The organism is Paenibacillus sp. DMB20, assembly GCF_000987955.1.
Classification (GTDB): domain Bacteria; phylum Bacillota; class Bacilli; order Paenibacillales; family Paenibacillaceae; genus Paenibacillus_AQ.
The window spans coordinates 1-25769 of sequence record NZ_LAZU01000031.1 but is presented as its reverse complement, the minus strand read 5'-3'; the positions used below and the strand labels follow the sequence as shown (position 1 = coordinate 25769).

Genomic DNA, 25769 nt, shown 5'->3' with positions numbered 1-25769 from the left:
AGGGTCAACACACTCAAATGGAAAGGAGCGATGGTCATGCCATTTGGCAACATCGGAATCGGAGGATTAATCCTCATCCTGATTATCGCATTGATTATTTTCGGGCCGTCCAAACTTCCGGAGCTTGGACGGGCTTTCGGTCGGACGTTAAGCGAATTTAAAGGCGCAACGCGGGGCTTGGTGAACGGTGACGACGAGAAAGAAAACAAGGAAGATGTTCCGCAAACTGCTGTTTCGGCAAATAAGCAGCACGGCTGATCCGAACGATCAGAGCGCGATTGAGCATCTGGAAGAAATGCGGAGGCGCCTCATCCGCACGCTCATTGCGTTCGTCGTGGCGATGACGGCTGCATTGATCTATGTCGAGGATATTTATCATTGGGTTGTCCGAGATATGGACAAAAAGCTTGTCCTGCTCGGCCCTTCCGAAGTCGTGTGGGTGTACATGATTCTGGCAGGGGTCGTGGCGGTAACCGTAACGCTTCCCGTGGCTGCCTATCAGGCATGGAAGTTCGTGCAGCCGGCTTTGCCGGGCGGAGTACACCGCTCCGCGCTGCTGCTCATTCCTGTAATCAGTCTGCTGTTCGTCATCGGCATATGCTTCGGTTATTTCGTGCTGTTTCCCATGGTTCTGCAGTTCATGGAGCAAATGGCCGAAGGCGAATTCCTTACCATGTATACGGCCCAAAAGTATTTCACGTTCATGATTCACATGACCGTACCGTTCGGATTTTTATTCGAGATGCCGGCGATCATCGTATTTCTTACCAAGCTTGGGATCGTCAATCCGAACCGGCTGGCGAAAGCCCGCAAGATGGCTTATTTCCTGCTCTGCATTATTGCCGTCACCGTAACGCCGCCGGACATCATGTCGGATCTGATCGTCATTGTGCCGCTGTTTCTGCTGTATGAGATCAGCGTAACGATTTCCAAAGCCGTTTATCACAAGCAGATGCGGCTGTCCCGCGCGGAAAACTGACAGAGCTGGAGAACCTATGGATAAAGTATGATGAAACGATAAATTTATAAAAGCTTTAAAACCCAAAACGGGGCGATCAAGGATAAACTCTTGATCGCCCCGTTGCGGATTTTTAGTGATGAAGTACTATGAACCACCGGTACGGCGGCGCTGGTTATTCGGCTTTTTGGTGTTTTGGCTTTTCATTTTTTGCGTGGTGCCCGGCTGAAAAGCGCCCGGTTTTCCGGATGCGTTTTGCTGTTTTTTCTGCTCGAGCTTTTGACGAATGGCATCGGCCAGATTGACCTTGCGCGGCTCATTATTTTCCGACATGACGGCTTCCCCCTCGGAGTATCAGTTGTCCTCATTTTATTCGTTTTTAAATCACGCGGCAAGGGTAACAATAAATATATTCGATCCGGCCCCACATCTTGACCCGGAGCAACTTATTTTCGCCAAACTCACAACATTTCGCAGGACCCACAAGGTTTCTCTAGACCCACAAGGTTTCTCTAGACCCACAAGGTATGCCTTTGCTAGGATAGGAAAAGAAGTTTGGATGGGGCCTTGAAAGAGAGGCACAGCAGCAAAGGAGAGACGTACTCGGTGAACGTATACGATGATATTAAAAAGGGAGAACGCGGGGCCTGGATCAGCATTGCGGCTTATCTGGTTCTGTCTGCGTTCAAATTAGTCAGCGGCTACATATTCGCTTCCAGCGCGCTGCTTGCCGACGGTTTCAACAACCTGACCGATATCGTGGCTTCGGTTGCCGTTTTGATCGGGCTTAAAATATCCCGGAAACCGCCGGATTCGGATCATGCATACGGGCATTTCCGGGCTGAAACGGTAGCGGCTCTTATCGCCTCATTCATTATGGCGGTTGTCGGCATTCAGGTGCTGGTGGAGGCGGTCGGTTCATTTTTTGAAGGAAGCAAGGAAACGCCTGATTTATGGTCGGCCGGTGTGGCAGGCGTATGTGCCTTGGCGATGCTTGGCGTTTATAAATATAACTCGGGATTAGCCCGTCGAATCAACAATCAGGCGCTCATGGCCGCAGCGAAGGACAATTTGTCGGATGCGTTCGTCAGCGTCGGGGCAGTCGTAGGCATCGTTGGTTCACAGTTTGGGCTGCCCTGGATGGATACGGTCGCAGCGCTTGCGGTCGGCCTGCTTATATGCAGAACAGCCTGGGAAATATTCAGGGAGAGCACGCACAGCCTGACGGATGGCTTTGATGAGGAACGCCTACTCGATTTCCGCAGCACGATCGCCCGTACGCCGGGCGTGGAAGGGATCAAGGACATGAAAGCTCGCATTCATGGCAATCATGTGCTCGTGGATGTCGTGATTGAGGTCGATCCGAGGCTGAGTATCATCGAAGGGCACCGGATCAGCGATTCGATCGAGGAGCGGATGGTGAAAAAGCACAATATCATGAATGTCCATGTCCATGTCGAGCCCAAGGAAGAGCCTTGACGTCAATACATGCACAAAAAAAGGATCGCATAACTGCGGTCCTTTTTTGCTGCGTAATTGAAAGCGAAATTGTCCATGGATAGGACGATAATTCCATTCTACTCGGTTTCGAGGTAAATCCATGCCTTTCCAAGCCATGTATAAACTTCGATCCATTGACCGCCAATAACCCCCGGGGCCTCATTGCCTGTTGTATCCACCTTTTGCGAACCAAGGGTACCCAGAGGTTTTCCGTTCGGCATGTCGTAGAAGTAGGTGCTTTTCGCAAGCTCAATCAATCTCGTCGGGTTGAGAACCACCTCGTCCGCTTTTATGATTGGCCCGTCAATTACCGGTATAGGCGTTGTGGTCGAGGTTGTTTCCACTGCCGGAGTGGTAGTGGTTGTCGTCGTTGCTTCCACCGCTGGAGTGGTGGTTGTGGTGGTGGTAGTAGTTGCAGCATCGGTTTGAACCGGGTCGGCCGATGCTGCCGCAGTGAATGATAATGCGATTCCGAGTGCGGCTGTCACGCTGAGCGTTTTTTTTCATGAATAGACTCCTCCTTGAAGTGGATAAATGACTTAGCTATATGGATATAACCACCGGAAAGGTAAAATGAACCAATTTACCGGTTATTTTTTCTAAATTTTATATTAGCCGTTTCTGCTTGCGTTAGGCAAGCCCTATTGCTACGAGACTACGAATAGGCGCGGCGTTGAAGTTCAAAAGCAGCCTGCCTTCGTGACAAGGCGATCGGTTTCATATATACTTTGGGACGAGCGTTTACGGTTTCTTTTTATATTCAAGGAGTTGTCAACTATGAGTTTATCCACCAGCGCCGACGGCCATAAGAGGCTCGGGTTCGGTCAGAGCGTTACGATTTTCTTTGCCATTTTGCTTATTCTCATTATCCCGATTCTGGGATGGCACGCAGAGCCGCATATCCCACTGATCGCCGCTTCCGTTGCGGCTGCCGGTTTCCTGCTGTTGTTCGGCTTGTCCTGGGATGAGGTGGAGCACGCTTTCGTACGCGGATTGCAGGCTTCGGTGCAGCCCGCCCTCCTGCTGACGCTAATCGGCATTCTCATCGCGGTCTGGATGATGAGCGGAACGGTAGCAACCCTGCTCTACTACGGCACGTCCCTGTTCCAGCCGCAATGGTTTACCTTGAGCGCGCTACTGCTTACGGTCATCGTCTCGATGTTTGTCGGCAGCTCTATTACGACGGTCGGCACGTTCGGGGTAGCGCTCGTCGGCATGGCAGCTTCCATGGGTGTGTCTCCCGCGATCGCGGCAGGGGCGGTCGTGTCGGGTGCCTGTTTCGGGGACAAAATGTCCCCGTTATCCGATACGACCAACTTCGCCTCCGCCGTTACCCGGGTGACGATTCCGGACCATATCCGAAACATGACGAAGACGACGGTGCCGGCATTTCTTCTTACCTGCGCCGCTTTCACCCTGATCGGCTCTTCTTCCGTGCCTGACATGGAGGCGCTGGAAGCACTTCAGCGCGATATCGGGCAGAGCTTCCATGTTACGCCGTGGGCGCTGCTCCCGCTGGCGGTCGTGCTCATTGCCGCGTTCAAGCGGGTTCCTGTCGCCCTGTCGATGCTGCTCGGCATCGGTTCGGGACTGGCCATAGCGGCGTTGTTTCAGCATGCGTCCGATATCCGCCAATGGATCGGCGTTATGCAGTACGGCTTCTCGGGCAGTTTTGCCCTAGAGGATACGGCCCGCATCATGAATCGCGGCGGTCTGCAGTCGATGGCCGGAACGATTGCGCTTATCGCTATCGCTTTCGGCATGGGAGGACTTCTTCAGTATGGCGGAGTCATTCCGGCGCTGTTCGAGCGTCTTGTCGCCCCGATCCGAAGCAAAGAGTCTCTTGTGGTCGCCAGCGGCTTGAGCTCGATCGGCGTGAATGCCATTACCGGCGAACAGTACATGTCCATATTGCTTCCGGGACAGCTGTTTGCCGACGAGTATGACAAGCGAAGCATCCCGCGATTGACGCTGTCACGGACGCTTGAGGACTGCGGAACGCTGGTTAATCCGCTAATTCCGTGGGGAGTCAGCGGCGCGATGATGACGGGGGCCATCGGCCTGCCGGTACTCGAATATGCGCCCTATGCGTTTTTCCTCTGGCTTTCGCCGCTCGTGACCTTCGCCTTTGCGCTGCTGCCCGGACTGAAACGTAGCACGCTAGGCCTTAAATCCGTCCCGTCCAAGGATAGTAACGGTCGGGATATCCCAAGGTAGAAAGGGCACCCGGATGGACGGGCGTTGCGATTTGCTTGAGAATATATGTTTTAAAGGAGGGAATGCCCAATGAGTCGCCCCAAGAGAAAAGGCGGACGGATACTGCTCGGCCTGCTTATTTTTATTTTACTGGTTGCCGGAGCGGGGATTTGGTTTATTCTGCCGACGAAGGACCTCGATTTAAGGTATCATTCCATCGATGTTAAAGAGAAAATACTTAAAATGATCGAAACGCGGGAGCCTCGGATGACACTGACTCAAGAGGAAGTCGCGCAAATGAGCAAAAAAAATCTCATCAAATACATGAGCACCCACGACCTGGGCGTGGATATAACCGGCGCGGACTTCCGTATGAACGGGGACAGGATGACCGCTGATGTCAATGGAAAATGGGGGGTCATTCCTTTTGGCGCGGAGCTCGAATTCCGGTTGACCGCCAGTGGAAGCTTGCTGAATCTGGAACATACCTCCACTCACATTCGGGGAGTTGGCGTTCCGCTCTCCATCTTTAAGCTGGAGCCGATTGAAATCTCCATGAAGGATTACCTCCCGGATATGATAACGGTGAGGAAAGTGGACTTTTTGGGGGAAGGCATGAGGCTGACCTTCAAGATCGACTGGCTGTCTCTTCCGTCATTGTGGTGAAAAGAAAAGGTCAATGAGCGGCTTTACGCTGTTCTTCTATTCAGAAAAATGGGCAATGGAGCCGTTTAGACCGGTAACCAAAAAGCCATCCGCCGAAGCGGATGGCTTTTTTGCGTCTATGTGTTCGGGTTATGGTTGCGTGCGGCCATTACAATGATCTTCTTCGACCCGTAAAGAGCGAAATCACGAACAAAACGAGGAAGATAAAGAAGAGAACCTTCGCGATGCTTGCGGCAGCCTCCACAATTCCGAAGAATCCGAATATCCCGGCGATCAGCGCGATAACCAGCAAAATGACCGACCATCTCAACATCATCATCACCCTGCTTTCCATAAAGTTGTCATTCCCGCGGCTCTACGGGCAAGCCCGTTATTTCCGGCCCCTTGTAGTTCTCTTTAACCTGGACCTTTTTGCTTGAAACAAGGCTTCCGTACTGGAAGGAAACGGTCATATCGCTTTGTTTCGTGCCGGAAGGGAGAGGGTAACAATGACTATCGAGACAAACCAACTGGAAAGTGAGGTCGTGCCCATGCTAACACAGATCAGTGTAGCGATTATCGCCGTTGCTTTTGCGGTTCTTGCCTTTTTTTTGATCAAAACCCTGAAAGCGGCGACCGTTTCTTTGGATAAGGTTACACAGACCCTGCAGGATGTTCAGGAGACCATCGATGAGCTGAGTTACGAGGTGAAACAAACGATCCGCCATACCAATGACATTACCGTGGACGTTCAGCACAAGATGAAACAGATCGATCCGGTCATGGATACCGTGAGAAATCTGGGAGAGGCATTAAGCGAAGTGACGTATGCGGTAAAAGAGGTTTCTTCGGGCGTTGTCAGCAAATTTAAGCAGTCGAGGATGGAGAGAAAGAAACCGCAGCCCATTCAACAGGCCGCTCAACCGATGACTCCACAGGAAAGGACGTTCCAATCCTATGATTCGGTATATAACGAGTCCAAGGCGTCCAATCCGGGAAAATGGCTAAGTTATGTGGATATGGCGGTAGGCCTCTGGAGCAAGTTTCGTCGTCAGAAAGCCCGCTACTAAAGGGAATGGCTTCCGGATTTGTCGGTAAGGAAATAGAAGGGGTGAAAAACATGTGGAATGTCGTGCTGCTGTTGATGGGTATGCTTTCGCCCTATAGCGGCGGAGCAGGACTGGAGCCTGCATCTGCCGCCGGTATGACCGCACCTGCAGTTCATGCCTCATGGTCCGTGCATTCGCCTGCTGGACAGGGGAATGTTTTCGAAGACTTTGAGACGCTGAACGGCATCGCTCTTACGGACCGGACGGAGGATGTGCTCCGTAAGAAAGGCGAACCGCTGAAGGTTACCCATGAACCATTGTTGGGAACGACGGAATATCACTATGCAGATATGACGGTCGGCCTCTGTGACGGGTTAACGGAGTATGTTCATGTCGAGCCTTCGGCAAAATCGATACGGGTGAACGGTCAATCCGTCTTGCTGACAACCGGGGAACTGTCTTCAGCCCTGGGGGAGCCTTATCATGAAGGTGAGGACGGGGATGTTTACTTGCGGAACCACCAGGCCATTAAAGTGTTTAAGGACCGGACCACGGGCGATATATCCGGCGTGGATTTGTTTTTCGAAGAATAAAAAATCTTGAAAAAGGTGTTTCAAAGGTTTGAATTCCGGTTAATTAACCTAGGGCTCTACCCTTGGAATCCCAAAGGAGGTTTTCGATATGGAATCTACGAATGCAAAAGCTTATGCCAAAATCGTCGAAAACGGCACGCAAGCCGTTCAGGAAGTCCAAAATTTGAAAACCGCGGGTTATATGTCCGACCACATTTTTGTGCTGGCGCATGACTCCGACAAGACGGAGCGCGTTGTCCAGGCTTCGGATGCCAAAGAGGTCGGCATAAAGGAAGAAGGCATATTTGATTCGATCGCGAATCTTTTTCGGTCCCGCGGGGATGAACTTCGGGCAAAAATCGTTTCACTGGGGTTTACGGAAGCGGAGGCCGATTTTTATGAAAAACAGCTCGACTTGGGCAAGGTCCTTGTGATTGCCAAAAAAGATCAGCCTTAAGATCTTGGGCTAAGAACCGTTACAGCCGAAATCATAAGGCTTAAAACATGGATAAGGAATGGGACAAAGGCTGTCTCATTCCTTATCTATGTTTTTAAAAGGGGATGCTTCAAACGTCCGCAGGAAGAGTCAGCCGTTTCTGCCGGAAAGCCGTCTGCAAGCTGCTGCTATAGTATAATAGTTTGGAATAAAGATTTCCGAGCATTAAGAATCACGTTAAGGAGAGGGTTATGAGAATACTAATTGTTGATGACAATCCGACTAACGTCATAATTATCCGAGAAATCTTAAAGAAAGAGCAATACAGGGATATCGTTACCGCTCCCTCGGCGTTGGAGATGCTGGAGCATCTCGGTATCGGGGGCGCAACGGCGGATCTCCGCCCCAAGCGAATCGACATTGACCTGATACTGCTGGACATGATGATGCCCGAAATGGATGGCATTGAGGCCTGCCGCATCGTGCAGCAGTATGACCATTTAAAAGATATACCGATCATTATGGTAACTGCCGTGGGGGATTCCAAGAAGCTCGCGGAAGCCCTGGATGTCGGAGCCGTGGACTATGTGACCAAGCCGATCAATAAAGTGGAGCTGATGGCACGGATTCGGCTTGCCCTCCGGCTGAAGCACGAGAAAGACTGGCATAAGGAGAGAGAGCAGCGGATTCATGATGAGCTAAAGCTCGCCGCCAAGGTTCAAAATGCGGTGCTCAGCTCTCCGATCGAAGAAGAACGGTTTGAGGTTCACGCGCTGTATCAGCCTTCCGCCGAGCTGGCCGGCGATCTGTATGCCTGGTACGACCTTGGCGACGGACGATACGGCATTATTTTGCTGGATATGATGGGCCACGGAATTTCCTCGTCCTTATTCTGCATGTTCATTGCCTCCGTGCTGAAAGATACCGTAACCACATATGTGGAACCGGAGAAGGTTATACAGGAACTGAACCGGAGGTTCAACCAGCTTCATATTGAAGACCAGCTTATTCAGTATTATTTTACGGCTATATATGTCGTGGTGGATACTCGCATGAAACGCGTGGATTACGTTAATGCGGGCCATCCCCCGGCGTTGTTTTTCAGCCAGGACGGTACGGTGATGACGCTTGATCAGGGCTGCTGTCCGGTAGGGCTGTTCGACCGCATTCATGAGATGGAGCCGCGAAGCTTCACCTATGAAGGAGAAGCCCATTTGGCCATGTACACCGATGGGCTGCTTGAAATCGTTCCGGGCAGCCATGACGATAAACTTGATTTTCTGAAATCCCGTTTAGGGGGATCCAATCTGTGGCGGGAAGAGGAAATGAAACAGCAGTTTTTTTGTGGAGGACCAGGCAAAAGAGCGGGAAGATGATAAATGTCTTGTCTGGATATCTCTAAAATCGGGAGAGGGGAAACGAAAGTGAAAATAAAAAGCAAGCTGGTCATCGGATTTGCTACGCTGCTTGCGATCATGCTTGTTCTGACACTTGTCGGCTATGACCGTCTCAGCTTTATGAATGGCCAGCTCGATTCTATATATAGCGATCGTTACCAGAAGGTTCGGGATTCCAGCGCCATGAGGGGCCAGGTCAATGATATGGCGCGCACGCTTACCAACATGATGCTGAGCAAGGAAACAGCCACTTCCGCAAAAATGAAGCAACAGATCGAGCAAATGACCGAAGTTGCGGCTGATTACTATAGTTCATTGAAGAAACAGCAAAATTCCGCCGAGGAGCTGCAGCTGCTCGAGCGGATCGAAAAGGCGACCATCCAGTATCTCGATTATCAAAACAGAGCGCTCGAACTTCTTGGGGAGGGCAATTTAAGCAGCGCCAATTCTTTTCGGATTACAACAGGACAAGCGGTTCAGGAGGAGATGCTGGACAGCCTTAATGCATTGTCCAGTTACGAGGACCACAAAATTTCCGAGGATATCGCGGATGCCAAATCAGCGTACGAGCGTTCACTCATGACGACTACCATTTTCATGGCGGCAGGCCTGATCTTAGGCCTGATTGTCATATTATGGATAGTTCCAAGCATTACGCGCGGCATTAACATCGTATCTTTGATGATCAAGAGCTTCGGGGAGGGCCGGCTTAAAGCGTTAAGGCGGATCAGGGTCGCCTCGAAGGATGAAATCGGGCAGGTTGCCCAGGTGTTCAAGGAAATGGCCGGGGACATCGAGGAGAAACGGCGGCTGGAGCAGAATTATATGGAGGCCCAGCGCGATCAATCCTGGATCAACCAAAACATGGCCAGAATGACGGAATTGCTGCAGGGAGTCAGCTCCCTTACGGAGATCGGCCAGCGGTTTGTCAGCGAGTTTACGCCGGTTCTCGGGGCTCAGTACGGTGCCTTGTATACACGGGAGGAAGACAAGAGCCCGAACAAGCTGGAAATGAAGGGTACTTACGCATTTGAGGGCGGCGAGCAGCCGAAGATGATTTTCCAGGTCGGCGAGGGGCTTGTCGGACAGGCAGCGCTAGACAAGAAGCCCATTATTTTAAACAGTCCGCCAGATGACTATCTTAACGTAAAATCGGCATGGGGCTCTTCCAAACCGGCTGCCGTTATGATTTACCCGGTTTTGTTTGAAAATACCGTTCTGGGCGTAGTCGAAATGGCTTCATTTGAACCATTCACTTCGCTTCAGAAACAGCTGTTATCCCAATTGTCGCAATCTCTGGGCATCATACTCAACAATATTACCGGACGGCTGCGGGTAGAGGAACTGCTGCGGGAATCCCAGGCGTTGACGGAAGAGCTTCAGTGCCAGTCGGAAGAGCTTCAGACCCAACAGGAAGAGCTGCGGCGATCCAATGAAAATCTGGAGGAGCAGACCGAAGCGCTGAAACGTTCCGAAGAGCTGCTCCAGCGCCAACAGGAAGAACTGGAGCATTACAATACGGAACTGGTCGCCAAAACCCGAGCCCTGGAAGAACAGGTGCAGCAAGTCGAAGAAAAGAACGACGAGATCGAAAAAGCAAGGATACAGCTCGAAAAGCAGGCTATGCAGCTGTCGGTAACGACCAAATACAAGTCGGAGTTTATGGCCAACATGTCGCATGAGCTGCGTACCCCGCTAAACAGCCTGCTGATTTTATCCCAGCTTTTGTTTGAGAATAAGGACGGGAATTTGACGCCCAAACAAATCGAATATGCGCAGACGATTTATATGTCTGGAGCCGATCTGCTCAAAATGATCGATGAAATTCTGGACCTGTCCAAAGTGGATGCGGGCAAAATGGAAATCAACCGGGAATCTGTCCCGATGAAAGACATTGAGGCATTCGTTCATCAGAACTTCGATGCGGTAGCTTCCAAAAAGCATATCGACCTGAAGGTACGGATTGACGAACATGTGCCGCCGAGCCTGATTACGGACGGACATAGGGTGAAGCAGATCCTGCGGAACCTGTTGTCGAATGCGTTTAAATTTACGAGCAGGGGCTCGGTGGAGGTCAGCATTGCCCCGGCGGAACCTGACAAACTTCCGGCGTTCCTGGACCGCAAAGGAAACTATATCGGTTTCTCCGTAAAGGATACGGGGATTGGCATTCCGGCCGACAAAACGGATCTGATCTTCGAGGCGTTCCAGCAGGTGGACGGAACGACAAGCCGGAAGTACGGGGGGACGGGGCTTGGTCTGTCTATCAGCCGTGAGCTTTCGAGACTTCTGGGCGGCGGCATCCATTTGGAAACGGAAGAAGGAGAGGGAAGCACCTTTACCCTGTATCTCCCGCGCCGGGAAGAATCTTTCTCCTCCGGACAAGAGGCAGCGGCATCGATGGAGGCTTCCGAAGCCGGCTTGATCCTCAAGAACGGTTACACCGCACCAAGCCGGCAGCGGACGAAGGAACCGGAACCGGCCATCCGGATCGAGGACGACCGCGACCGGATCGGTCCAGGGGACAAGGTGCTGCTTATTGTAGAGGACGACGCCAAGTTTGCCAAAATCCTTTTGGATATGGCCAGAGGCCGCGGGTTTAAAGGTTTGGTCGCCCTGCAGGGGGATATCGGCCTGAAAATGGCCCAGTCTTATCAGCCGGATGCCATCATCCTGGATATCCAACTTCCCGTGATGGATGGATGGTCCGTCCTGGGCGAACTGAAAGGTTCGGCCGTGACCCGTCACATCCCCGTGCACGTGATCTCGGTTGTCGATGAGGTTAAACAAGGATTGATGATGGGCGCGATCGCCTACTTGAAGAAGCCTTCTTCACGCGAAGCGCTGGAGGATGCTTTCTCCTATATTGAATCCTATGCGGAAAAATCCGTGAAGCACCTGCTGATCGTGGAGGACGACGACATTCAGCGGCATTCGATCATTGAGCTGATCGGGCATGATGACGTGTCCATTACAGCGGTATCAACCGGTTCGGAAGCCATTGAAGAGCTTAAAAAGCAGCATTATGACTGCATGGTGCTGGATTTGATGTTAACCGACATGACCGGTTTTGATCTGCTGGACCGGATCCGCGAGGATGAGAATCTGGTCGATCTGCCGATCATTATTTATACGGGCAAGGAACTGGATACGAAGGAAGAGACACGCCTGCGCAAATATGCCGAATCGATTATTATTAAAGACGTCAAATCGCCGGAGCGACTGCTGGATGAAACCACCTTGTTCCTGCATCGGGTGGAAGCGGACCTGCCTGAGGATAAGCGTAAAATCCTGCAGAAGCTGCACAATAAGGAACAGCTCTTCGAAGGCAAGAGAATCATGCTTGTCGATGACGATATCCGGAATGTGTTCGCCCTGTCGAGCGTGCTGGAAGGCTACAGCATGGAGGTTACCTTCGCCGAAAACGGCCGGGAAGCTTTGGAACTGCTCGAATCCGATCCGAACTACGATTTGATCCTGATGGATATGATGATGCCTGAAATGGACGGATACGAGGCCATGCGGAGACTGCGGCAGATGCCTCGGTTCGAAAAGGTGCCGATCATTGCCCTTACGGCCAAAGCCATGAAAGAGGACCGCGCGAAATGCATTGAAGCCGGTGCTTCCGATTATATGAAGAAGCCGATTCAGACGGAACAGCTGCTCTCTCTCATGCGCGTATGGTTGTATTCGTAAATAACATTATTGGGTAAATAAATGACAGAACAACGTAATGGGAGAAAGCCGGTGCGAAGAATGACATCTAACGACCATACCGACAATGAAATGAAGACGGAAGCTGGCGGCGACCGGGAACTGGAGCTGATCGAGATTGAGCTTTTGCTTACGGGAATCCACCGGTTTTATGGTTATGATTTTCGCAACTATGCCCTCCCTTCCTTAAGGCGAAGAATATGGCACCATGTTCATGCGGAGGGGTTGTCCACGATTTCGGCCCTGCAGGAAAAGGTTCTTCACGACAGGGAGTGCTTTGAGCGTCTTATATACAATTTGTCGATCCCGGTAACCGAAATGTTCAGGGATCCGGATTTATTTCTGACCTTCAGGCAGAAGGTCATTCCTCTCTTGAGAACTTATCCGTACATCCGGATTTGGCACGCAGGCTGTTCTACAGGGGAAGAGGTCTATTCCATGGCTATTCTGCTGCATGAGGAGGGGCTTTACGACAAGGCCCGAATTTATGCGACCGACATGAATTCCCGTTCGCTTCAGCAGGCCAAGGAAGGCGTCTATGACATCAAACGGATGAAGCAGTACACGAAGAATTATCTGGAGGCGGGAGGAAACGGCTCGTTCTCCGAGTATTACACGGCGAAGTACAATTCGGTTATTTTTCATCCGTTTTTAAAAAAAAAATATGATTTTTGCTGAGCATAATTTGGCCACGGACCGATCTTTTAATGAGTTCAATGTCATCTTCTGCAGAAATGTAATGATCTATTTTAACGATGATCTTCGTAATCACGTGCACGGATTATTTCATGAGAGCTTAAGCCATTTCGGTATACTTGTACTGGGAGCGAAGGAGTCGATTCATTTTACGAATTTCAGTGATTCGTACGAAGCGCTGGACCGGGTGGAGAAGATATACCGGAAGATCAAATAGAGTGTTTTAGGAGGATTCCATGGGGTTTCACGAACCGATTCATATATTGCTGGTAGATGACCGCCCTGAGAACTTGCTGGCACTGGAAGCCGTTCTCGACAGTGAGCAGTATATACTGGTCAAAGCAACTTCCGGGGAAGAAGCGTTAAGATGTCTCTTGAAATATGATTTCGCCGTGATTGTTCTGGATGTGCAGATGCCCGGAATGGACGGAATCGAAACGGCTCGCCTGATCAAGGCGAGAGACAAGACGAAGGATATTCCGATCATTTTTATTTCGGCCAACAGCAAGGAAGCGGAGCATTTGTTTGCCGGATATTCGGCCGGCGCCATCGATTATATGGTAAAGCCGTTCATTCCGCAGATTTTGAAGTCCAAAATCGAGGGCTTTGTCGATATGTATTTGACAAACAAGAGATTGAAGACCCAATCCATGCTTCTGCATCAGAAAACCCAGGAGCTCGAGAAGATCAACCATGAGCTTGTGCAGGCCAAAGAGGCGGCTGAACTTGCAGCCAAAGCAAAGACCGAGTTCCTGGCCATGATGAGTCATGAAATCCGGACGCCGATGAACGGGGTTATCGGGATGATCGATCTTTTAATGGACAGCGATCTCAAGGACGAGCAGAGGGAATATGCGGACATTATAAGGAACAGTGCCGATGCGCTGGTTTCGATCATTAACGACATTTTGGATTTCACGAAGATGGAGTCCGGAAAAATGGAGCTGGAGGAGCATCCGTTTGAGCTCAAATCCTGCGTTCAGGAGGTTGTCGGTTTATTTTCGGCCGAAGCCTCCAAGAAAAACCTTGAACTGATCTATTTCATCGAGGATAAAATCCCCAAAATGGTGTACGGCGACATGGGGCGTTTGCGCCAGGTTCTGATGAATCTCGTATCCAATGCCGTTAAATTCACGAATCAGGGCGGGGTATACCTCGTCGTTACCCTTGCCGCAAATCAGGAAGATACCCTTACCCTTGAGTTCACCGTCAGGGATACGGGCATCGGCATTTCGGCGGATAAAATCGACAGGCTGTTCAACCTTTCTCGCAGCTGGATTCCTCCATGACCCGCAAATACGGCGGGACGGGGCTCGGTCTTGCCATCTGCAAATCGCTCGTCCAGCTGATGGGCGGAGAAATCCGGGTTGAATCGGCCGAAGAGAAAGGCGCGGTCTTCGTGTTTACCATTCAGGTTCAAAAGCATAAGGAAAACGACCGGATAGCGGGATTGGATGAACCGCATGAGGATTACGACGTGGAAGAAAACCGGATGCCCGGCATTCTTGTCGTGGATGACCATCCGATTAACCGTAAGCTGATGGTAAGCATGCTTGAGAAAATAGGGCTTGCCGCGGATTTGGCAGAGGATGGCCGGCAGGCGGTAAATATGGCCGAAAACAAAAGCTATGACTTGATATTCATGGATTTGCAGATGCCGGTCATGGATGGCCTGGAGGCAACCCGTCTCATCCGGGAGAAAAAGCGGTCCGGCCCCGAGCCCATTATTATTGCGATGACAGCGAATGTCATGGATGGTATCCAAAACCGCTGCCTTGAAGCGGGGATGAATGAATATATCAGTAAACCGGTGAAGGTCGGCAGCATCAAACATGTTTTGTCGCAATATGCATTTCCTGCATGGGGCGAACACGCCTTGGTTGCCGGGGAGGCGAAGCCGATGAGAATTCATCATGCGTGAATCGTGAAATATTACCACTGCAGAATTGGTTGCTGGGTTGTTTCAAGATACGAAATAACGGGTTATTTGTAAGGAAAACAAATTTCGGGAGAGAGTGTCTATGAATACAAATACGAATGATAAGTTCAATGCCACGACGGATATGAGCGAGGGTGTTTGCAAGGTTTATCTGAGCGGTGAGCTGGACCTTTCCGTCGCACCGGATTTTCGCTTGGTGATGGAGCCCCTTGTAAGCAATGCGGAAACGGACCTGATCGTCAACATGAAGGATATGACGTATATCGATAGCACAGGCATTGGCATTCTATTGTCCATTTTGAAAGCAAGACACGGCATGGAGGCCCGATTCGCGGTGGAGGAGGTACCTCCGCAAATTCAAAAGCTGTTTGAAATGACGGGTATCGCGAAGTTTTTTTGCCCCTCAGGAGAATTCCCATTAGGAAAGGATCGAAAAGAATGAATGCTGATGTTCAAAGAGTTACGCTTAACTTGCCTGCCAATGCTGAGTATGTAGATATTGTCAGATTGAATTTGTATGGAATTGCCTCCAAGATGGGTTTTTCATACGAAGAGATTGAAGATATGAAGGTAGCCGTTTCGGAAGCCTGCAATAACTCCGTGTTGTATGCATACGGACAAGAGGGCGGAATGGTGGAAGTCATTTTTGAGGTGACGAGCGAATCGTTATCCATTATGGTCCGAGACGAAGGGGAGAGTTTCGAAAGTAATGGAAAAACGGAGAACCCTGGAACCCTCCATGACAAAGAACTCGACGATGTTCAGATCGGAGGTCTAGGTTTTTACTTGATGGAGGCGCTTATGGATGAAGTGAGCGTGAACAACCAGACGGGAAAGGGAACCGAGGTTATTCTTACCAAGCGGCTTGTGAAAAGCGAGGAGCGGGTATGAATGATAAAGTGACTCCCCCTGAGTCCAGAGACGAAGCGATCAGTCTGATTCGGGAATACCAACAGACCAAGGATAATGAGATTGCGACCGTCTTGATTCAAAAATACGAGCCGATGGTCAAAATGGCCGCGGGTAAAATCGCCCGAAACCGGCCCGATCTTTACGAGGATTTGTATCAGGTCGGCCAAATGGCTTTGATTCGGCTGCTTCAGCAGTATGATATCAGTCTGGGCATACCTTTCGAGCCCTATGCCATGAAGAGCATGATCGGGCACATGAAAAATTTTCTGAGGGACAAGTCGTGGTATATCCAGGTTCCGCGTCGGATTAAAGAGAAAGGCGCGCTTGTGCAGCAGGCTATCGATGAATTGATGGTTAAACTGGAACGCTCCCCGGACGTGAAGGAAATTGCGGAGTTCCTGGACTTAACGGTTGAGGAAACGGTGGAGGTTCTCGCCGGAAGAGAGTGCTATCATTACGTATCATTGGATTCTCCCCTGTCGCAAGAGGAAACCGGCGCCACCCTGGGCGAGCTGATCAGCTCCGACGTCAATGACTATGATTCGGTGGAAAAACGGATGGATCTCCAGCAGGCACTGAGCCAGCTGAAGGAACAGGAGCAAAAGGTTCTTCTTCTTGCTTTCCAGGAGGGGCAGTCGCAGAGGGCTATCGCCCAAAAGCTTGGCGTTTCCCAGATGAGTGTCTCACGCATTCAAAAACGGGCAACCGAGAAGCTCAAACAAATCATGTCCAACTCTTCCTATTGACATGGACAAGCTTGTCTGCGGCGGGTGCAAGGATTGGACGACATAAGGGCACGCTATTCCTGAACCGGGATGTGCGTGTCCTTTTCTGGTAGAAGAAATGATGTCAGAAGGAGGGAACCGTAAGTGAACGCCTTAAAAACAAAAGAGGGCAAGCACGTATACGCTTTAGCCGGCGGGTGGAAGTGGCATGATGTTGAGACGGATGACTGGGAAAATCCTGAATTCGGCAAGCTTCGGAACCAGTACCCTTACATATCGGAGTGGTTTAAGCTGACTCCTTCATTGAAAGGCAAAAATTATTTGTCGGTCCGGTTTCCCGACGGGACGAATCCTGTTCTGGTAGGCACTTTCCTTTACACGATCGCTTCCGAACTTGACGAGGACCGAGAGAACGAGCAGTTTTATTTTTATATTGACCGGGAAGTCTTGATTACGTTCAATCTGGACGGCCATACCCGAAAGATTATGGGAAAGCCGGACCGGGTATCCATGCTGCACCAATGCTTAAGGCCGATTGACGGCATGTTTGTGCTGGCAAGGGCGATTCTTCACTATTTTCACGCCGGCATGGATAAATTTGAAGCCAACCTCCGGGAAGTCGAAGCGGTCATGAGGAGGCATAATCAGCGGAACCTGATGGACCGCATCCTGTCTTCGCGTTTCGAGCTGCTATATTGGAGCAATCTGTTTATCCCTTTTCAGGAGTTGATTGCCGCATCCAAAGAAGGTTACTTGGACAGCCTGGAGAACAGCAGATTCTATCAGCAGCTTTTGCACCGCGTGGAACGGATGGACAAACTATTCCGGCACTATGAACGCGAGATTGATACGCTTGTCACCATTGATGATGCCATCGCCGGATTCCGGGGCAACGAAATCATGAAGACCCTTACCATCATGACCGTTATTTTTACGCCGGCAACGGTTGTCGGCGCGATTTGGGGCATGAACTTTGAAAATCTTCCGATCACCAAGGTGTCTTGGGGATTTTTCGCAGCCATGCTGTTTACGTTCGCTCTGACGATAGGGATGTACGTTTGGATGTACACGAAGGGCTGGACGGGCGACCTGCTGAGGGTGAAATCAAAGAACAAGAATATATGAACCGAGAAACCTCCCGCAGGCACTGCCCTGCCGGGAGGTTTCATTCGGTTATCGGGACAACGGAGTAGAACAACATCCGGCATGGACGGAGTGGTCTTTATTGATGCCTTAGGTAAACGATGAACGAAGTAGCACCGTTTACCTCGCCTTGTCGATATAGCCCTGAAGTTCGGCGATGTAATCGCCGATAAGCGGCATATCCACGAACAGGCTCAGGATATAACCGAGCAAACTCAGAACAACGACGGTACCGACGGTCATGCCGAGGCCGCGGGCGAGGCCTGCGGTAAAGTTCGTAATGATCCGTTTTTTCGGGCTCATGTAATTCTCGACGATATCTTTGAAATTCGCCCTTTCGAGCGAATCCGCGATTTTATCCAATCGGCCGTTCAGTCTTTTGACCTCATGCCTCAGCTCGAAAGGATGCTCATTCACATCGTACGCGGTCTGCTTAGGCATGTTTTCCCCGGAGCGGCCGCCGTGCCGTTCGCGCTCCCGGTCACGATCGCGTAAACGATTGCGTTCCCGGTCAAGTTCCCGAAAACGCTCATGCCGGTTCGTACGGTCAAAGCCTTCGGACCGGCTGTCATAAGGACTGGCTTTGCTCATCTCGTATCCCCGCTTTCTTGGCAGAAGTCATGGTGAGGCCCCCTTGAAATAAAGCGCTTGAGCTTAACAATCGGATAATAATCAGCCTCACGGACATTAAAATAGCCAGCTGTCAGCTGGCTATTTCCGTCTTTAACGGCCTAGTATTGCGCCGACTTCATCTCTTTGCTGACGCCTTCGGAAGCGTTTTTTCGTCCCGTCTTTGACGTCTTCGGAAGCACTCGCTACTTCATCGGACACGTCCATGGAAGCCTGCCTTACGCTGGACATCACATTGCTGCGGCTTTCATTGACGGTCGTCATGACATCCGAGGCTTTGCTGCCTACCGTCTTGGCAAGCTCGGCCGCTTTCTCGCCGACGACGCCCGCAACCTCTTTGGTTTTGTCCGTGACCAGCGTGAGCTTGTCCGACAGGTCCCCGCGAAGCTCGCGTCCCGGCTTCGGCGCAAACAGCAGAGCTGCCGCTGCACCGGCAAGGGCGCCGATAAATACGCCTTTAAAAAAACGTCGAACTGCTTTGTACCGGATATTCTTGTTCTGATTGATTCATGACATTCACTCCTTTGATTAGTTTAAATAGAATAATTTAGCTGGCAGATTAAGCCGCGCGTCTAAACATTTTAGATACAAGTCCCAGCAAAAATACAAAGACGGCCGTACCGATAATAGCAGGAACGATGGCAAAACCGCCGATTTCCGGTCCCCAAGATCCCATGATCAAGGGTCCGAGCCAAGCGCCGATGAAACCGGCGATCATGGAGCCGATAATGCCTCCCGGCATGTCATGGCCGACTAAAGCATCACCGATGATGCCGATAATAATTGCCATTACGATGCTGATGATGACTCCCCACATAAAATCGCCTCCTTTATTCAGAGTTTTGACTTTCGAGTGGGCTTGCTTATCTCGTATTTAAACCCCAGAAGTTAGCCTGAAACAGCCAGTTCGGTATGCTCTTTAGCTTCCCGAACTGCCCCGGACGGCTAGCCGATGATGGATTTACCTGCTGAAGATTATTCGTTTTTGTACTATACTTAGTAAGCCGCATCATGGCATAAACCACGGGCCTGCCGGTAGCGGGCTATGAAATCATATAGAACCTATTGCTTAAAGGAGAGAAAGTTGATGGACAGCGTGCTGATTAAGGAGTACCGCGCAGGCGTAACGGAATGTGTCCATAGCGGGCACATCGCCATTGTGGACGAACTAGGAAAGGTAAAAGCTTATGCCGACGACCCGGAATATGTTGCTTTTACCCGCTCCTCCGCGAAGCCGCTGCAGGCCATACCTGCCTTACGCGCAAACATGGCGGACCATTACCGGCTTACGGATCAGGAAATCGCGATCATGGCTTCGTCCCATCGCGGAGAGGCGGAACATCAAAAAACGCTAGACGGCTTCATGGATAAAACGGGAATCGGGGAAGGCAGCCTCGTGTGCGCATCCAGCTACCCGCTTGACGAACCTACGAAGGAATCCCTGCTCCGCAACGGAGGAGAACGAAGAAAAATGTTCCACAATTGTTCGGGCAAACACATCGGCTTGCTGGCTTACAGCAAAATGCTGAAGGCCCCATTGGAAGGCTATGACCATCCGGATCATCCTGTGCAGCAGGAGGTACTGGATACCGTAGCCTATATGTCCGGCATGAAGAAGGAGGACATCCGCCTGGGCACGGACGGATGCGGGCTTCCGGTATTCGCGCTGCCCCTGCGGGCATTGGCGACGGCGTATATGAAGCTGGCGTGTCCGGACCGGATTGACGATGAGCGGACAAGACAGGCCGTTTCAAAAATTACGCAGGCGATGAACCGTTATCCTTACATGGTCGGGGGTGACGGCAGAGTGGATACGCTATTGCTCCAGGACGATAACATTGTCGCCAAGGGAGGTTTCAAAGGGGTCTTTTGCCTCGGATTGAAAAAGGAACGCCTCGGTATAGCGTTTAAAGTTTTGGACGGTTCGGAAGAAGAGTGGGGGTATATCGCGGAGTCCCTGCTTGACCAGCTTGGCTATGAAAACCGGACCCTTGTCGAACGGCTGCGGGAAGCCTATACCAAAGACCTATATAATGACGGCGGACAAAAAAGTCGGGTATGCCGAGCCGGCTTTTGCCTTGAAATGGGCATCATCGCCGAAGTGATCCCGATCGGCAGTTTGGTATGGTGACTGGGGAAAGCCGTCAATCCCTGAAATTTAATATACGGTTTACCGGCAGGAGTATATATACAAAGGCCCCATGCGTTCTCTTAAGAGAGAAGCATGAGGCCTTTTTAAGATGTCTGCCTTCGCAAAAAGCACGTCACAGATGTTTGTATACCAAAAACTTAAGGCAGCCGTCTAGTTGCCGCGAAGTCGTCCGAGCTCGGAGGCAATGGCCTCAACCTCGGAAATGCTCATCGTGTTTTTGCTCATGACCATCTCATACAGGTCGCGGATATCGTCATACTGCTCTTTGGAAAAAGCGGAAGCCTGCATCGCGGCTGCGGAAGCCATGCGGAGCTTTAATTTGATCTGCTCGATCATATACTCCAGATTCTCCTGGGTTTTATCATTCAGGTCCATGTTTGACACCCTCCTTTTCTCGGTTTGCGTTTTCTCGTCCCTGTATTGTAACATGCTGCCGCCGGCTCGACCAATCTTTTTGCTACGACGGCGCCGGATAGGGTAAAATCAGGAGAACAGCCGGTTCCTTGTTTGAATACGGGGCAGCCGCGAAAACATGGCTTGAAAGGGGGGAGGCCGTGAAACGGGAGACGGATTGCATGCAGGGAATGCCTGCCGCAAAGAACAAATTATCCGGAGAGCAGTTGAAAATCTTTTTTGCAGATATTTCCCGATTGCATTCGATGGATCAGATTACCTTTGTATGTATCGGAACGGATCGCTCAACCGGCGACGCCTTGGGTCCTCTGACCGGAACGGGGTTGCTGGAAGCCGGTTTCCCGCATGTGATCGGCACCTTGCCGGACCCGTGCGATGCGATCAGTCTGGAAGACAAGCTGAAAGGGATTCCGGAGGACCATCTCATTATCGCGATTGACGCCTGCTTGGGCCAACCGTCCTCCGTCGGTTCCTTTTTTGCGGCCAAAGGTCCCTTGAATCCCGCCCAGTCGGTGGGCAGACCGTTGCCTGCGGTCGGGCATTACAGCATTGCGGCCGTTGTCAATGTGCTGGGACCGAAGCCTTATTGGACGCTGCAGGTAACGTCCCTCCACTTGGTCATGACCATGGCTTCCCGGATCGCGCAAGCGGCCGCATCGGGCTTTGGCCTTAGTCCTTGAGACAGGCGTTTCAGCGACAGCCGTTTATGGTTTAATAGTAGTTATCTAAAACTCATGTGCCTGCAGGTATCGGCACTGATTCAAGAAAGAAGGGTAGTCATGGAAAAAGTACAATGCAACGGCAATACGATATGTTATCTGGACCAGGGACAGGGCGAGCCGGTCTTTCTGCTTCACGGATATTGCGGGAGTTCCTCTTATTGGGAGCAGGTACTTCCGTATTTGGGCGGTTACCGGGTCATTGTACCGGACCTTCGGGGCCACGGCCGTTCCGATGCGCCTGTAGGACCCTATACCATTGAGCAAATGGCGGATGACGTGCTTCTTCTTATGGACGAGCTGAATATACCGAAAGCATCCCTGTTTGGCCATTCCCTCGGCGGATATATTACGCTGTCTTTCGTACAGCGCCACGCTTCCCGATTGAATGCATTCGGGTTGATCCATTCCACGGGCTTTCCGGATTCGGAGGAAGCGAAGGAGAAAAGAGTCAAGGCGGTAAGCACCATTCAGGGAGAGGGGATTACCGACTTTGTGGACGGCCTCGTTCCGGGATTGTTTGCACCGGAGACGCAGAACCGGAAACCGGAGTGCATTCAAAAAGCGAAGGAAATCGGCTACCTGACTCCGCCGCAGGGAGCCATCGGAGCGGCGCTGGCCATGCGCGAGCGCCCTGACCGGCGAGACGTGCTGTCCTCCACGACTTTGCCTGTTCTGCTTGTGGCCGGGGAGAAGGACGGTCTCATTCCGCCGGAACGTGTTTTTACAATCGATAACCCCAACGTCACGCAGTCCGTTATTAAAGGCGCAGGCCATATGAGCATGATGGAGGAGCCGGAGGAATTGAGCAGCGTGATCCGTTCGTTCCTGGAGGGCGTGTTTAAAGCGTAGCGTCCCCTTTAATTTGAAAGAAGCTTAGAAATCGGCCGGAGGAGGTACCCTCCGGTTTTTTTTTCGTGTGCCCTTACTGCCCATCCCCCCCCGTTTGCTGGAAAAAGATCGCCGGATCACCTACTATAAAAAGATGAATGAACAGGATGAATGTTGAAGAGGGGGATGCCAATGTTTCGGAAGGATTATCTCCTCCGGCTTGTGGAGGAAATGACGCAGCTCATTGCCAAAGTATACGGATTGAAGCAGCAGCGCAAGGTGACGGAGGCGTTATGGGAAATCGACGAACTGTTGACCCGGCAATTTGGTTTGAATTCCAAGCTGCTCCGTTCCTTGTCCGCGCCGGATATCGTCCGGCTTTTTCGAACCGCGGGCGTGCTGGAGGCCGACAAACTTCAAAATGCAGCCAGGCTGATGGAGGAGGAAGCCAGGATCCACCTCGATTCGGAGCGGAGGGACGAGGGGCTGATCTTGATGGCCAAGGCGCTCCATCTGTACTTGACGGCATCCCTGAACGATGCCAATCCGAATTTATGGGATCTTCCTCGAAGAATTGACGACACGGCGGGGGATTTGCGATCCTTTCGGCTCCCCGAAGAGACGGAGCGGCTTTTACTGGTTTACTTCGAGCGGGCCGGCCGATATGCAGAGGCGGAGAACAGCCTCTTCCGTCTCCTGGAACAGGATGTCCTTGACTTACGGGAAGGCTCTCTTTTTTACGAGAGGCTTTTGAATGTTCCTCCCGATGAGTTGGAACGCGGCGGGCTTCCTCTTGCCGAGGTTCACGAAGGGATCGCCGAGCTGGAACGGAGGTTCGCGGATACCCCGGGGCAAGCGGACATACGATAAGGGAGGACCCCCAAAGTCGTTTTTTTTTGCTCAAAATCGACCCGGTTTTTTAAGCACGAACGATATGTCGGCCCGCATGCTTCAGGGACTCTTTTTTGGAAGCATTGACCCATGGTGTTATCATAAAGAATGTGGTTACCCGCGCTGCAAAATTCAACAAGAAAGCGAGATGTACCTTTTGGAAGCACTGCGTAAACTGATTACCCAGATCATTCAGGACACGTCCCTGATCACCGCCTCCCTCAGCCAGCTTCGCAAGCGTGAAGGAGCATCTTACACCAAAGTGACCATAAAACCCGTGGAGCTCAAAAACAAGCTGTTTTACCAGTTCGCTTATTATTCCGGAACCAAGGTTACGCATGAGAATGTGCCGGCAGAGGAGGCCGGAGCGCTCCTGACCGCCCTTCTGGAAGAGACATTCCGGCAGGCGCTTTTCTGCACTCCCGAAGCGGATTATCAGGTGCTGATCTCCAAAAAATATAAGGTTTCCATTTTGACGAAATCCCCGACGAAAACCAGGAGCGACATCATGCTCGCCCATAACCGCAAAAAAACGTATATCCTTGAAGAAGGGACGCCGGTTCCATTTCTGGTGGAGCTCGGCATCATGAATGACGAGGGCAAGGTATACGCCCGGAAGTACGATAAATTCAAACAGATTAACCGTTTCCTTGAAATGGTCGAAGACGTCCTCCCTCATCTGCCCGAAGGCCGTCCCTTGACGATCGTTGATTTCGGCTGCGGCAAATCGTACCTCACCTTCGCGCTTTATCACTATTTGGCGGTTAAAACGCGAAGAAAGCTGAATATCGTCGGATTGGATCTAAAGGCCGATGTGATCGAACACTGCAGTATGCTGGCGAAAAAGCTGAATTACTCGCAATTGCGGTTTCTTGTCGGAGACATCGCGGATTATGACGAATTGGAGCAGGTGGATATGGTCGTCACGCTCCATGCCTGCGACACGGCTACGGACGCCGCGCTGGAAAAAGCCGTTCGCTGGGGAGCCTCGGTTATTTTATCGGTCCCATGCTGCCAGCATGAGCTCTTCTCCCAGGTGAAAAATCCGGTGATGGAGCCGCTCCTGTCCCATGGCATCCTGAAGGAACGCTTCTCCGCGCTGGCAACGGACGGCATCCGGGCCAAGCTGCTGGATGTGATGGGCTACCGGACGCAGCTGCTCGAGTTTATCGATATGGAGCACACCCCGAAAAATATTTTGATCCGGGCGGTAAAGGGAAGCGCCGGCGACAGGGACAAGCTGTGGCAGGAATATTCGGCCTTCCGCGATTTTTTGAGCGCGTCGCCGTATTTGGAGAATGCCTGCCGCGACCTGCTTCCGTCCATCCAATAAAATAGTTGCGGCGCCGCCGGTGTGACGATTAAAGGTCAAACCGGTTTGAACGTCCTATAGAGCCAGCCCCCGGAACAGGTTTCGGGTGCCGGCTTTTTTTATGTTTCAAGGATACCGTTCAAATAGCTGATTTTTTGCACAGAATCACCTGAGTGTTACAGTTCGGCAGGGATTACAAACGGGTCCCACCGTCTACACTGAATAATATTCGTGATTCGTGGATGTTTCCGTTAAAAAACGACTCAAGGCCGAGGAAGCCCTGTCTCCCGGCAGGCAGGCGGAAAACGGAAAAACTACGGAAAGGAGGGACCCCGGATGCCGCCCGCGCCCGTAAAGGGTTTCGTTTTTTTTTATGCTGCTGCTTGTGATGGGGACCGCCTGTCTGCAAACGGGGTTCTTTTTTTGACGAGGACTTGTATATAGTATGTGCCGTCTGGGGGGCAGCCTGCATTCTGCAGCTGTCCGGGCTCCTTCGAATCGCTGTCCGCCATGCTCCGGAGCTTCGCGGAAGCGCCGCATATCCGCTGTTCGCCTGTATCGGCTGGATGCTTCTGATCTACTCCCTGCACGCCATCCGGGGGCCCCTTTCGACGGCGGGTACGCTTAATGAATGGATTCGCTGGGGCTTTTACGGCACCGTCGGATTTGCCGCATGGGTATTGGGCAGGGATCGGGAAGGGCGTCAAAGGCTCCAACTCATATGGCATCTGACCGGAGGGTTGTTATGCGCCAGCGCGTTCCTTGCCGTGTACGGGCTGTGGGATCTGCCGCATGCGGTGCTCCGCACGGCGGATCTCGCCGTCAGCGCGACAGGCGCGAGGCTCGGCGGCCTTCTCCAATATCCGAACGCCTTCGGCGCGGTCATGGCCGCCTTCCTGCTGGAGCGGCTGTTCGCCCTGCCTGCCGCGCTCCGCAGG

At 51.6% G+C, this 25769-nt stretch carries 24 protein-coding genes and 5 pseudogenes; 22 read left to right on the top strand and 7 right to left on the bottom strand.

Annotation, left to right across the window (positions count from 1 at the left end; genetic code table 11):
• Positions 1-36 precede the first annotated feature (36 nt).
• Positions 37-258, top strand: a complete 222-nt coding sequence (gene tatA, locus XI25_RS15140; RefSeq protein WP_046679331.1) for a twin-arginine translocase TatA/TatE family subunit — start codon at positions 37-39, stop codon at positions 256-258.
• On the top strand, positions 215-979 hold the full coding sequence (gene tatC, locus XI25_RS15135; RefSeq protein ID WP_082112379.1) for a twin-arginine translocase subunit TatC: 765 nt from the start codon (positions 215-217) through the stop codon (positions 977-979). The genes tatA and tatC overlap by 44 nt, the downstream gene beginning before the upstream one ends.
• Before the next feature lie 126 nt (positions 980-1105).
• Here the strand turns inward: tatC and XI25_RS15130 are convergent, their stop codons facing one another.
• Positions 1106-1291: a hypothetical protein gene (locus tag XI25_RS15130; protein ID WP_046679330.1), complete on the bottom strand. Its 186-nt coding sequence runs from the start codon at positions 1289-1291 to the stop codon at positions 1106-1108.
• Between the two features lie 273 nt (positions 1292-1564).
• On the opposite strand from XI25_RS15130, the gene XI25_RS15125 reads away from it, so the two are divergent.
• A complete protein-coding gene (locus XI25_RS15125) occupies positions 1565-2437 on the top strand; it encodes a cation diffusion facilitator family transporter (protein WP_046679423.1) in 873 nt (290 codons plus the stop codon).
• Between the two features lie 98 nt (positions 2438-2535).
• Here XI25_RS15125 and XI25_RS15120 read toward each other — a convergent pair whose 3' ends face one another.
• Positions 2536-2946: a hypothetical protein gene (locus XI25_RS15120; RefSeq protein WP_046679329.1), complete on the bottom strand. Its 411-nt coding sequence runs from the start codon at positions 2944-2946 to the stop codon at positions 2536-2538.
• A gap of 289 nt (positions 2947-3235) precedes the next feature.
• Here XI25_RS15120 and nhaC point away from each other — a divergent pair, with 289 nt between their 5' ends.
• Both nhaC and XI25_RS15110 read left to right on the top strand, forming a co-directional pair.
• Positions 3236-4675 (top strand): Na+/H+ antiporter NhaC, encoded by a 1440-nt coding sequence (nhaC, locus tag XI25_RS15115; protein WP_046679328.1) that lies wholly within the window; start codon positions 3236-3238, stop codon positions 4673-4675.
• A 69-nt stretch (positions 4676-4744) separates the two neighbouring features.
• Positions 4745-5320, top strand: a complete 576-nt coding sequence (locus XI25_RS15110) for a hypothetical protein (RefSeq protein WP_046679327.1) — start codon at positions 4745-4747, stop codon at positions 5318-5320.
• A gap of 148 nt (positions 5321-5468) precedes the next feature.
• On the opposite strand, the gene XI25_RS15105 is transcribed toward XI25_RS15110, so the two are convergent.
• Positions 5469-5633, bottom strand: a complete 165-nt coding sequence (locus XI25_RS15105; RefSeq protein ID WP_046679422.1) for a DUF1328 domain-containing protein — start codon at positions 5631-5633, stop codon at positions 5469-5471.
• A 217-nt stretch (positions 5634-5850) separates the two neighbouring features.
• Here XI25_RS15105 and XI25_RS15100 point away from each other — a divergent pair, with 217 nt between their 5' ends.
• From XI25_RS15100 to XI25_RS15050, 11 genes and pseudogenes are all read left to right on the top strand, one after another.
• Entirely contained in the window at positions 5851-6369 is a 519-nt protein-coding gene (locus XI25_RS15100; RefSeq protein WP_046679421.1) for a DUF948 domain-containing protein, read from the top strand.
• 50 nt (positions 6370-6419) lie between these two features.
• Positions 6420-6941: a hypothetical protein gene (locus XI25_RS15095; RefSeq protein WP_046679420.1), complete on the top strand. Its 522-nt coding sequence runs from the start codon at positions 6420-6422 to the stop codon at positions 6939-6941.
• Between the two features lie 88 nt (positions 6942-7029).
• Positions 7030-7377, top strand: coding sequence for a general stress protein (locus XI25_RS15090; protein WP_046679326.1), 348 nt, complete (start codon positions 7030-7032; stop codon positions 7375-7377).
• A 230-nt stretch (positions 7378-7607) separates the two neighbouring features.
• Positions 7608-8784: pseudogene (locus tag XI25_RS15085) on the top strand (PP2C family protein-serine/threonine phosphatase).
• Positions 8781-12449, top strand: coding sequence for a response regulator (locus tag XI25_RS15080; RefSeq protein ID WP_046679325.1), 3669 nt, complete (start codon positions 8781-8783; stop codon positions 12447-12449). The pseudogene XI25_RS15085 and the gene XI25_RS15080 overlap by 4 nt, the downstream one beginning before the upstream one ends.
• Positions 12450-12509: 60 nt before the next feature.
• Positions 12510-13380: pseudogene (locus XI25_RS15075) on the top strand (CheR family methyltransferase).
• Positions 13381-13399: 19 nt separating this feature from the next.
• A pseudogene (locus XI25_RS15070) lies at positions 13400-15084 on the top strand (response regulator).
• Between the two features lie 100 nt (positions 15085-15184).
• A pseudogene (locus tag XI25_RS15065) lies at positions 15185-15524 on the top strand (STAS domain-containing protein).
• A gap of 16 nt (positions 15525-15540) precedes the next feature.
• A complete protein-coding gene (gene rsbW / locus XI25_RS15060) occupies positions 15541-15993 on the top strand; it encodes an anti-sigma B factor RsbW (protein WP_046679323.1) in 453 nt (150 codons plus the stop codon).
• A complete protein-coding gene (locus XI25_RS15055; protein ID WP_046679322.1) occupies positions 15990-16760 on the top strand; it encodes a sigma-70 family RNA polymerase sigma factor in 771 nt (256 codons plus the stop codon). Before rsbW ends, XI25_RS15055 begins: the two co-directional genes overlap by 4 nt.
• Positions 16761-16883: 123 nt before the next feature.
• On the top strand, positions 16884-17864 hold the full coding sequence (locus XI25_RS15050) for a magnesium transporter CorA family protein (protein ID WP_046679321.1): 981 nt from the start codon (positions 16884-16886) through the stop codon (positions 17862-17864).
• Positions 17865-18002: 138 nt separating this feature from the next.
• On the opposite strand, the gene XI25_RS15045 is transcribed toward XI25_RS15050, so the two are convergent.
• The 3 genes from XI25_RS15045 to XI25_RS15035 form a co-directional block, all read right to left on the bottom strand.
• Positions 18003-18473 (bottom strand): DUF5665 domain-containing protein, encoded by a 471-nt coding sequence (locus tag XI25_RS15045; RefSeq protein ID WP_235439897.1) that lies wholly within the window; start codon positions 18471-18473, stop codon positions 18003-18005.
• A 132-nt stretch (positions 18474-18605) separates the two neighbouring features.
• A complete protein-coding gene (locus tag XI25_RS32190) occupies positions 18606-18926 on the bottom strand; it encodes a YtxH domain-containing protein (protein WP_442950401.1) in 321 nt (106 codons plus the stop codon).
• Positions 18927-19071: 145 nt separating this feature from the next.
• Positions 19072-19329, bottom strand: a complete 258-nt coding sequence (locus XI25_RS15035; protein ID WP_046679319.1) for a GlsB/YeaQ/YmgE family stress response membrane protein — start codon at positions 19327-19329, stop codon at positions 19072-19074.
• A gap of 270 nt (positions 19330-19599) precedes the next feature.
• Between XI25_RS15035 and XI25_RS15030 the strand changes: the two genes are divergently transcribed.
• Positions 19600-20643 carry an asparaginase gene (locus XI25_RS15030; RefSeq protein WP_082112378.1) on the top strand — a complete coding sequence of 348 codons (1044 nt, stop codon included), beginning with the start codon at positions 19600-19602 and terminating at the stop codon, positions 20641-20643.
• Between the two features lie 171 nt (positions 20644-20814).
• Here the strand turns inward: XI25_RS15030 and XI25_RS15025 are convergent, their stop codons facing one another.
• Complete coding sequence (locus tag XI25_RS15025) at positions 20815-21039, bottom strand: DUF1128 domain-containing protein (RefSeq protein ID WP_046679317.1); 225 nt, start codon at positions 21037-21039, stop codon at positions 20815-20817.
• 200 nt (positions 21040-21239) lie between these two features.
• Here XI25_RS15025 and yyaC point away from each other — a divergent pair, with 200 nt between their 5' ends.
• The 5 genes and pseudogenes from yyaC to XI25_RS15000 all read left to right on the top strand — a co-directional run.
• Positions 21240-21758, top strand: coding sequence for a spore protease YyaC (gene yyaC, locus XI25_RS15020; protein WP_046679418.1), 519 nt, complete (start codon positions 21240-21242; stop codon positions 21756-21758).
• Positions 21759-21857: 99 nt separating this feature from the next.
• Positions 21858-22649: an alpha/beta fold hydrolase gene (locus tag XI25_RS15015; protein ID WP_046679316.1), complete on the top strand. Its 792-nt coding sequence runs from the start codon at positions 21858-21860 to the stop codon at positions 22647-22649.
• Between the two features lie 171 nt (positions 22650-22820).
• On the top strand, positions 22821-23498 hold the full coding sequence (locus XI25_RS15010) for a DUF6483 family protein (protein ID WP_046679315.1): 678 nt from the start codon (positions 22821-22823) through the stop codon (positions 23496-23498).
• A 169-nt stretch (positions 23499-23667) separates the two neighbouring features.
• The gene (locus XI25_RS15005; protein WP_046679417.1) at positions 23668-24852 is read left to right on the top strand and encodes a class I SAM-dependent methyltransferase; all 1185 of its coding nucleotides are present in this window, start codon (positions 23668-23670) and stop codon (positions 24850-24852) included.
• A 413-nt stretch (positions 24853-25265) separates the two neighbouring features.
• A pseudogene (locus XI25_RS15000) lies at positions 25266-25769 on the top strand (O-antigen ligase family protein); the annotation flags it as partial.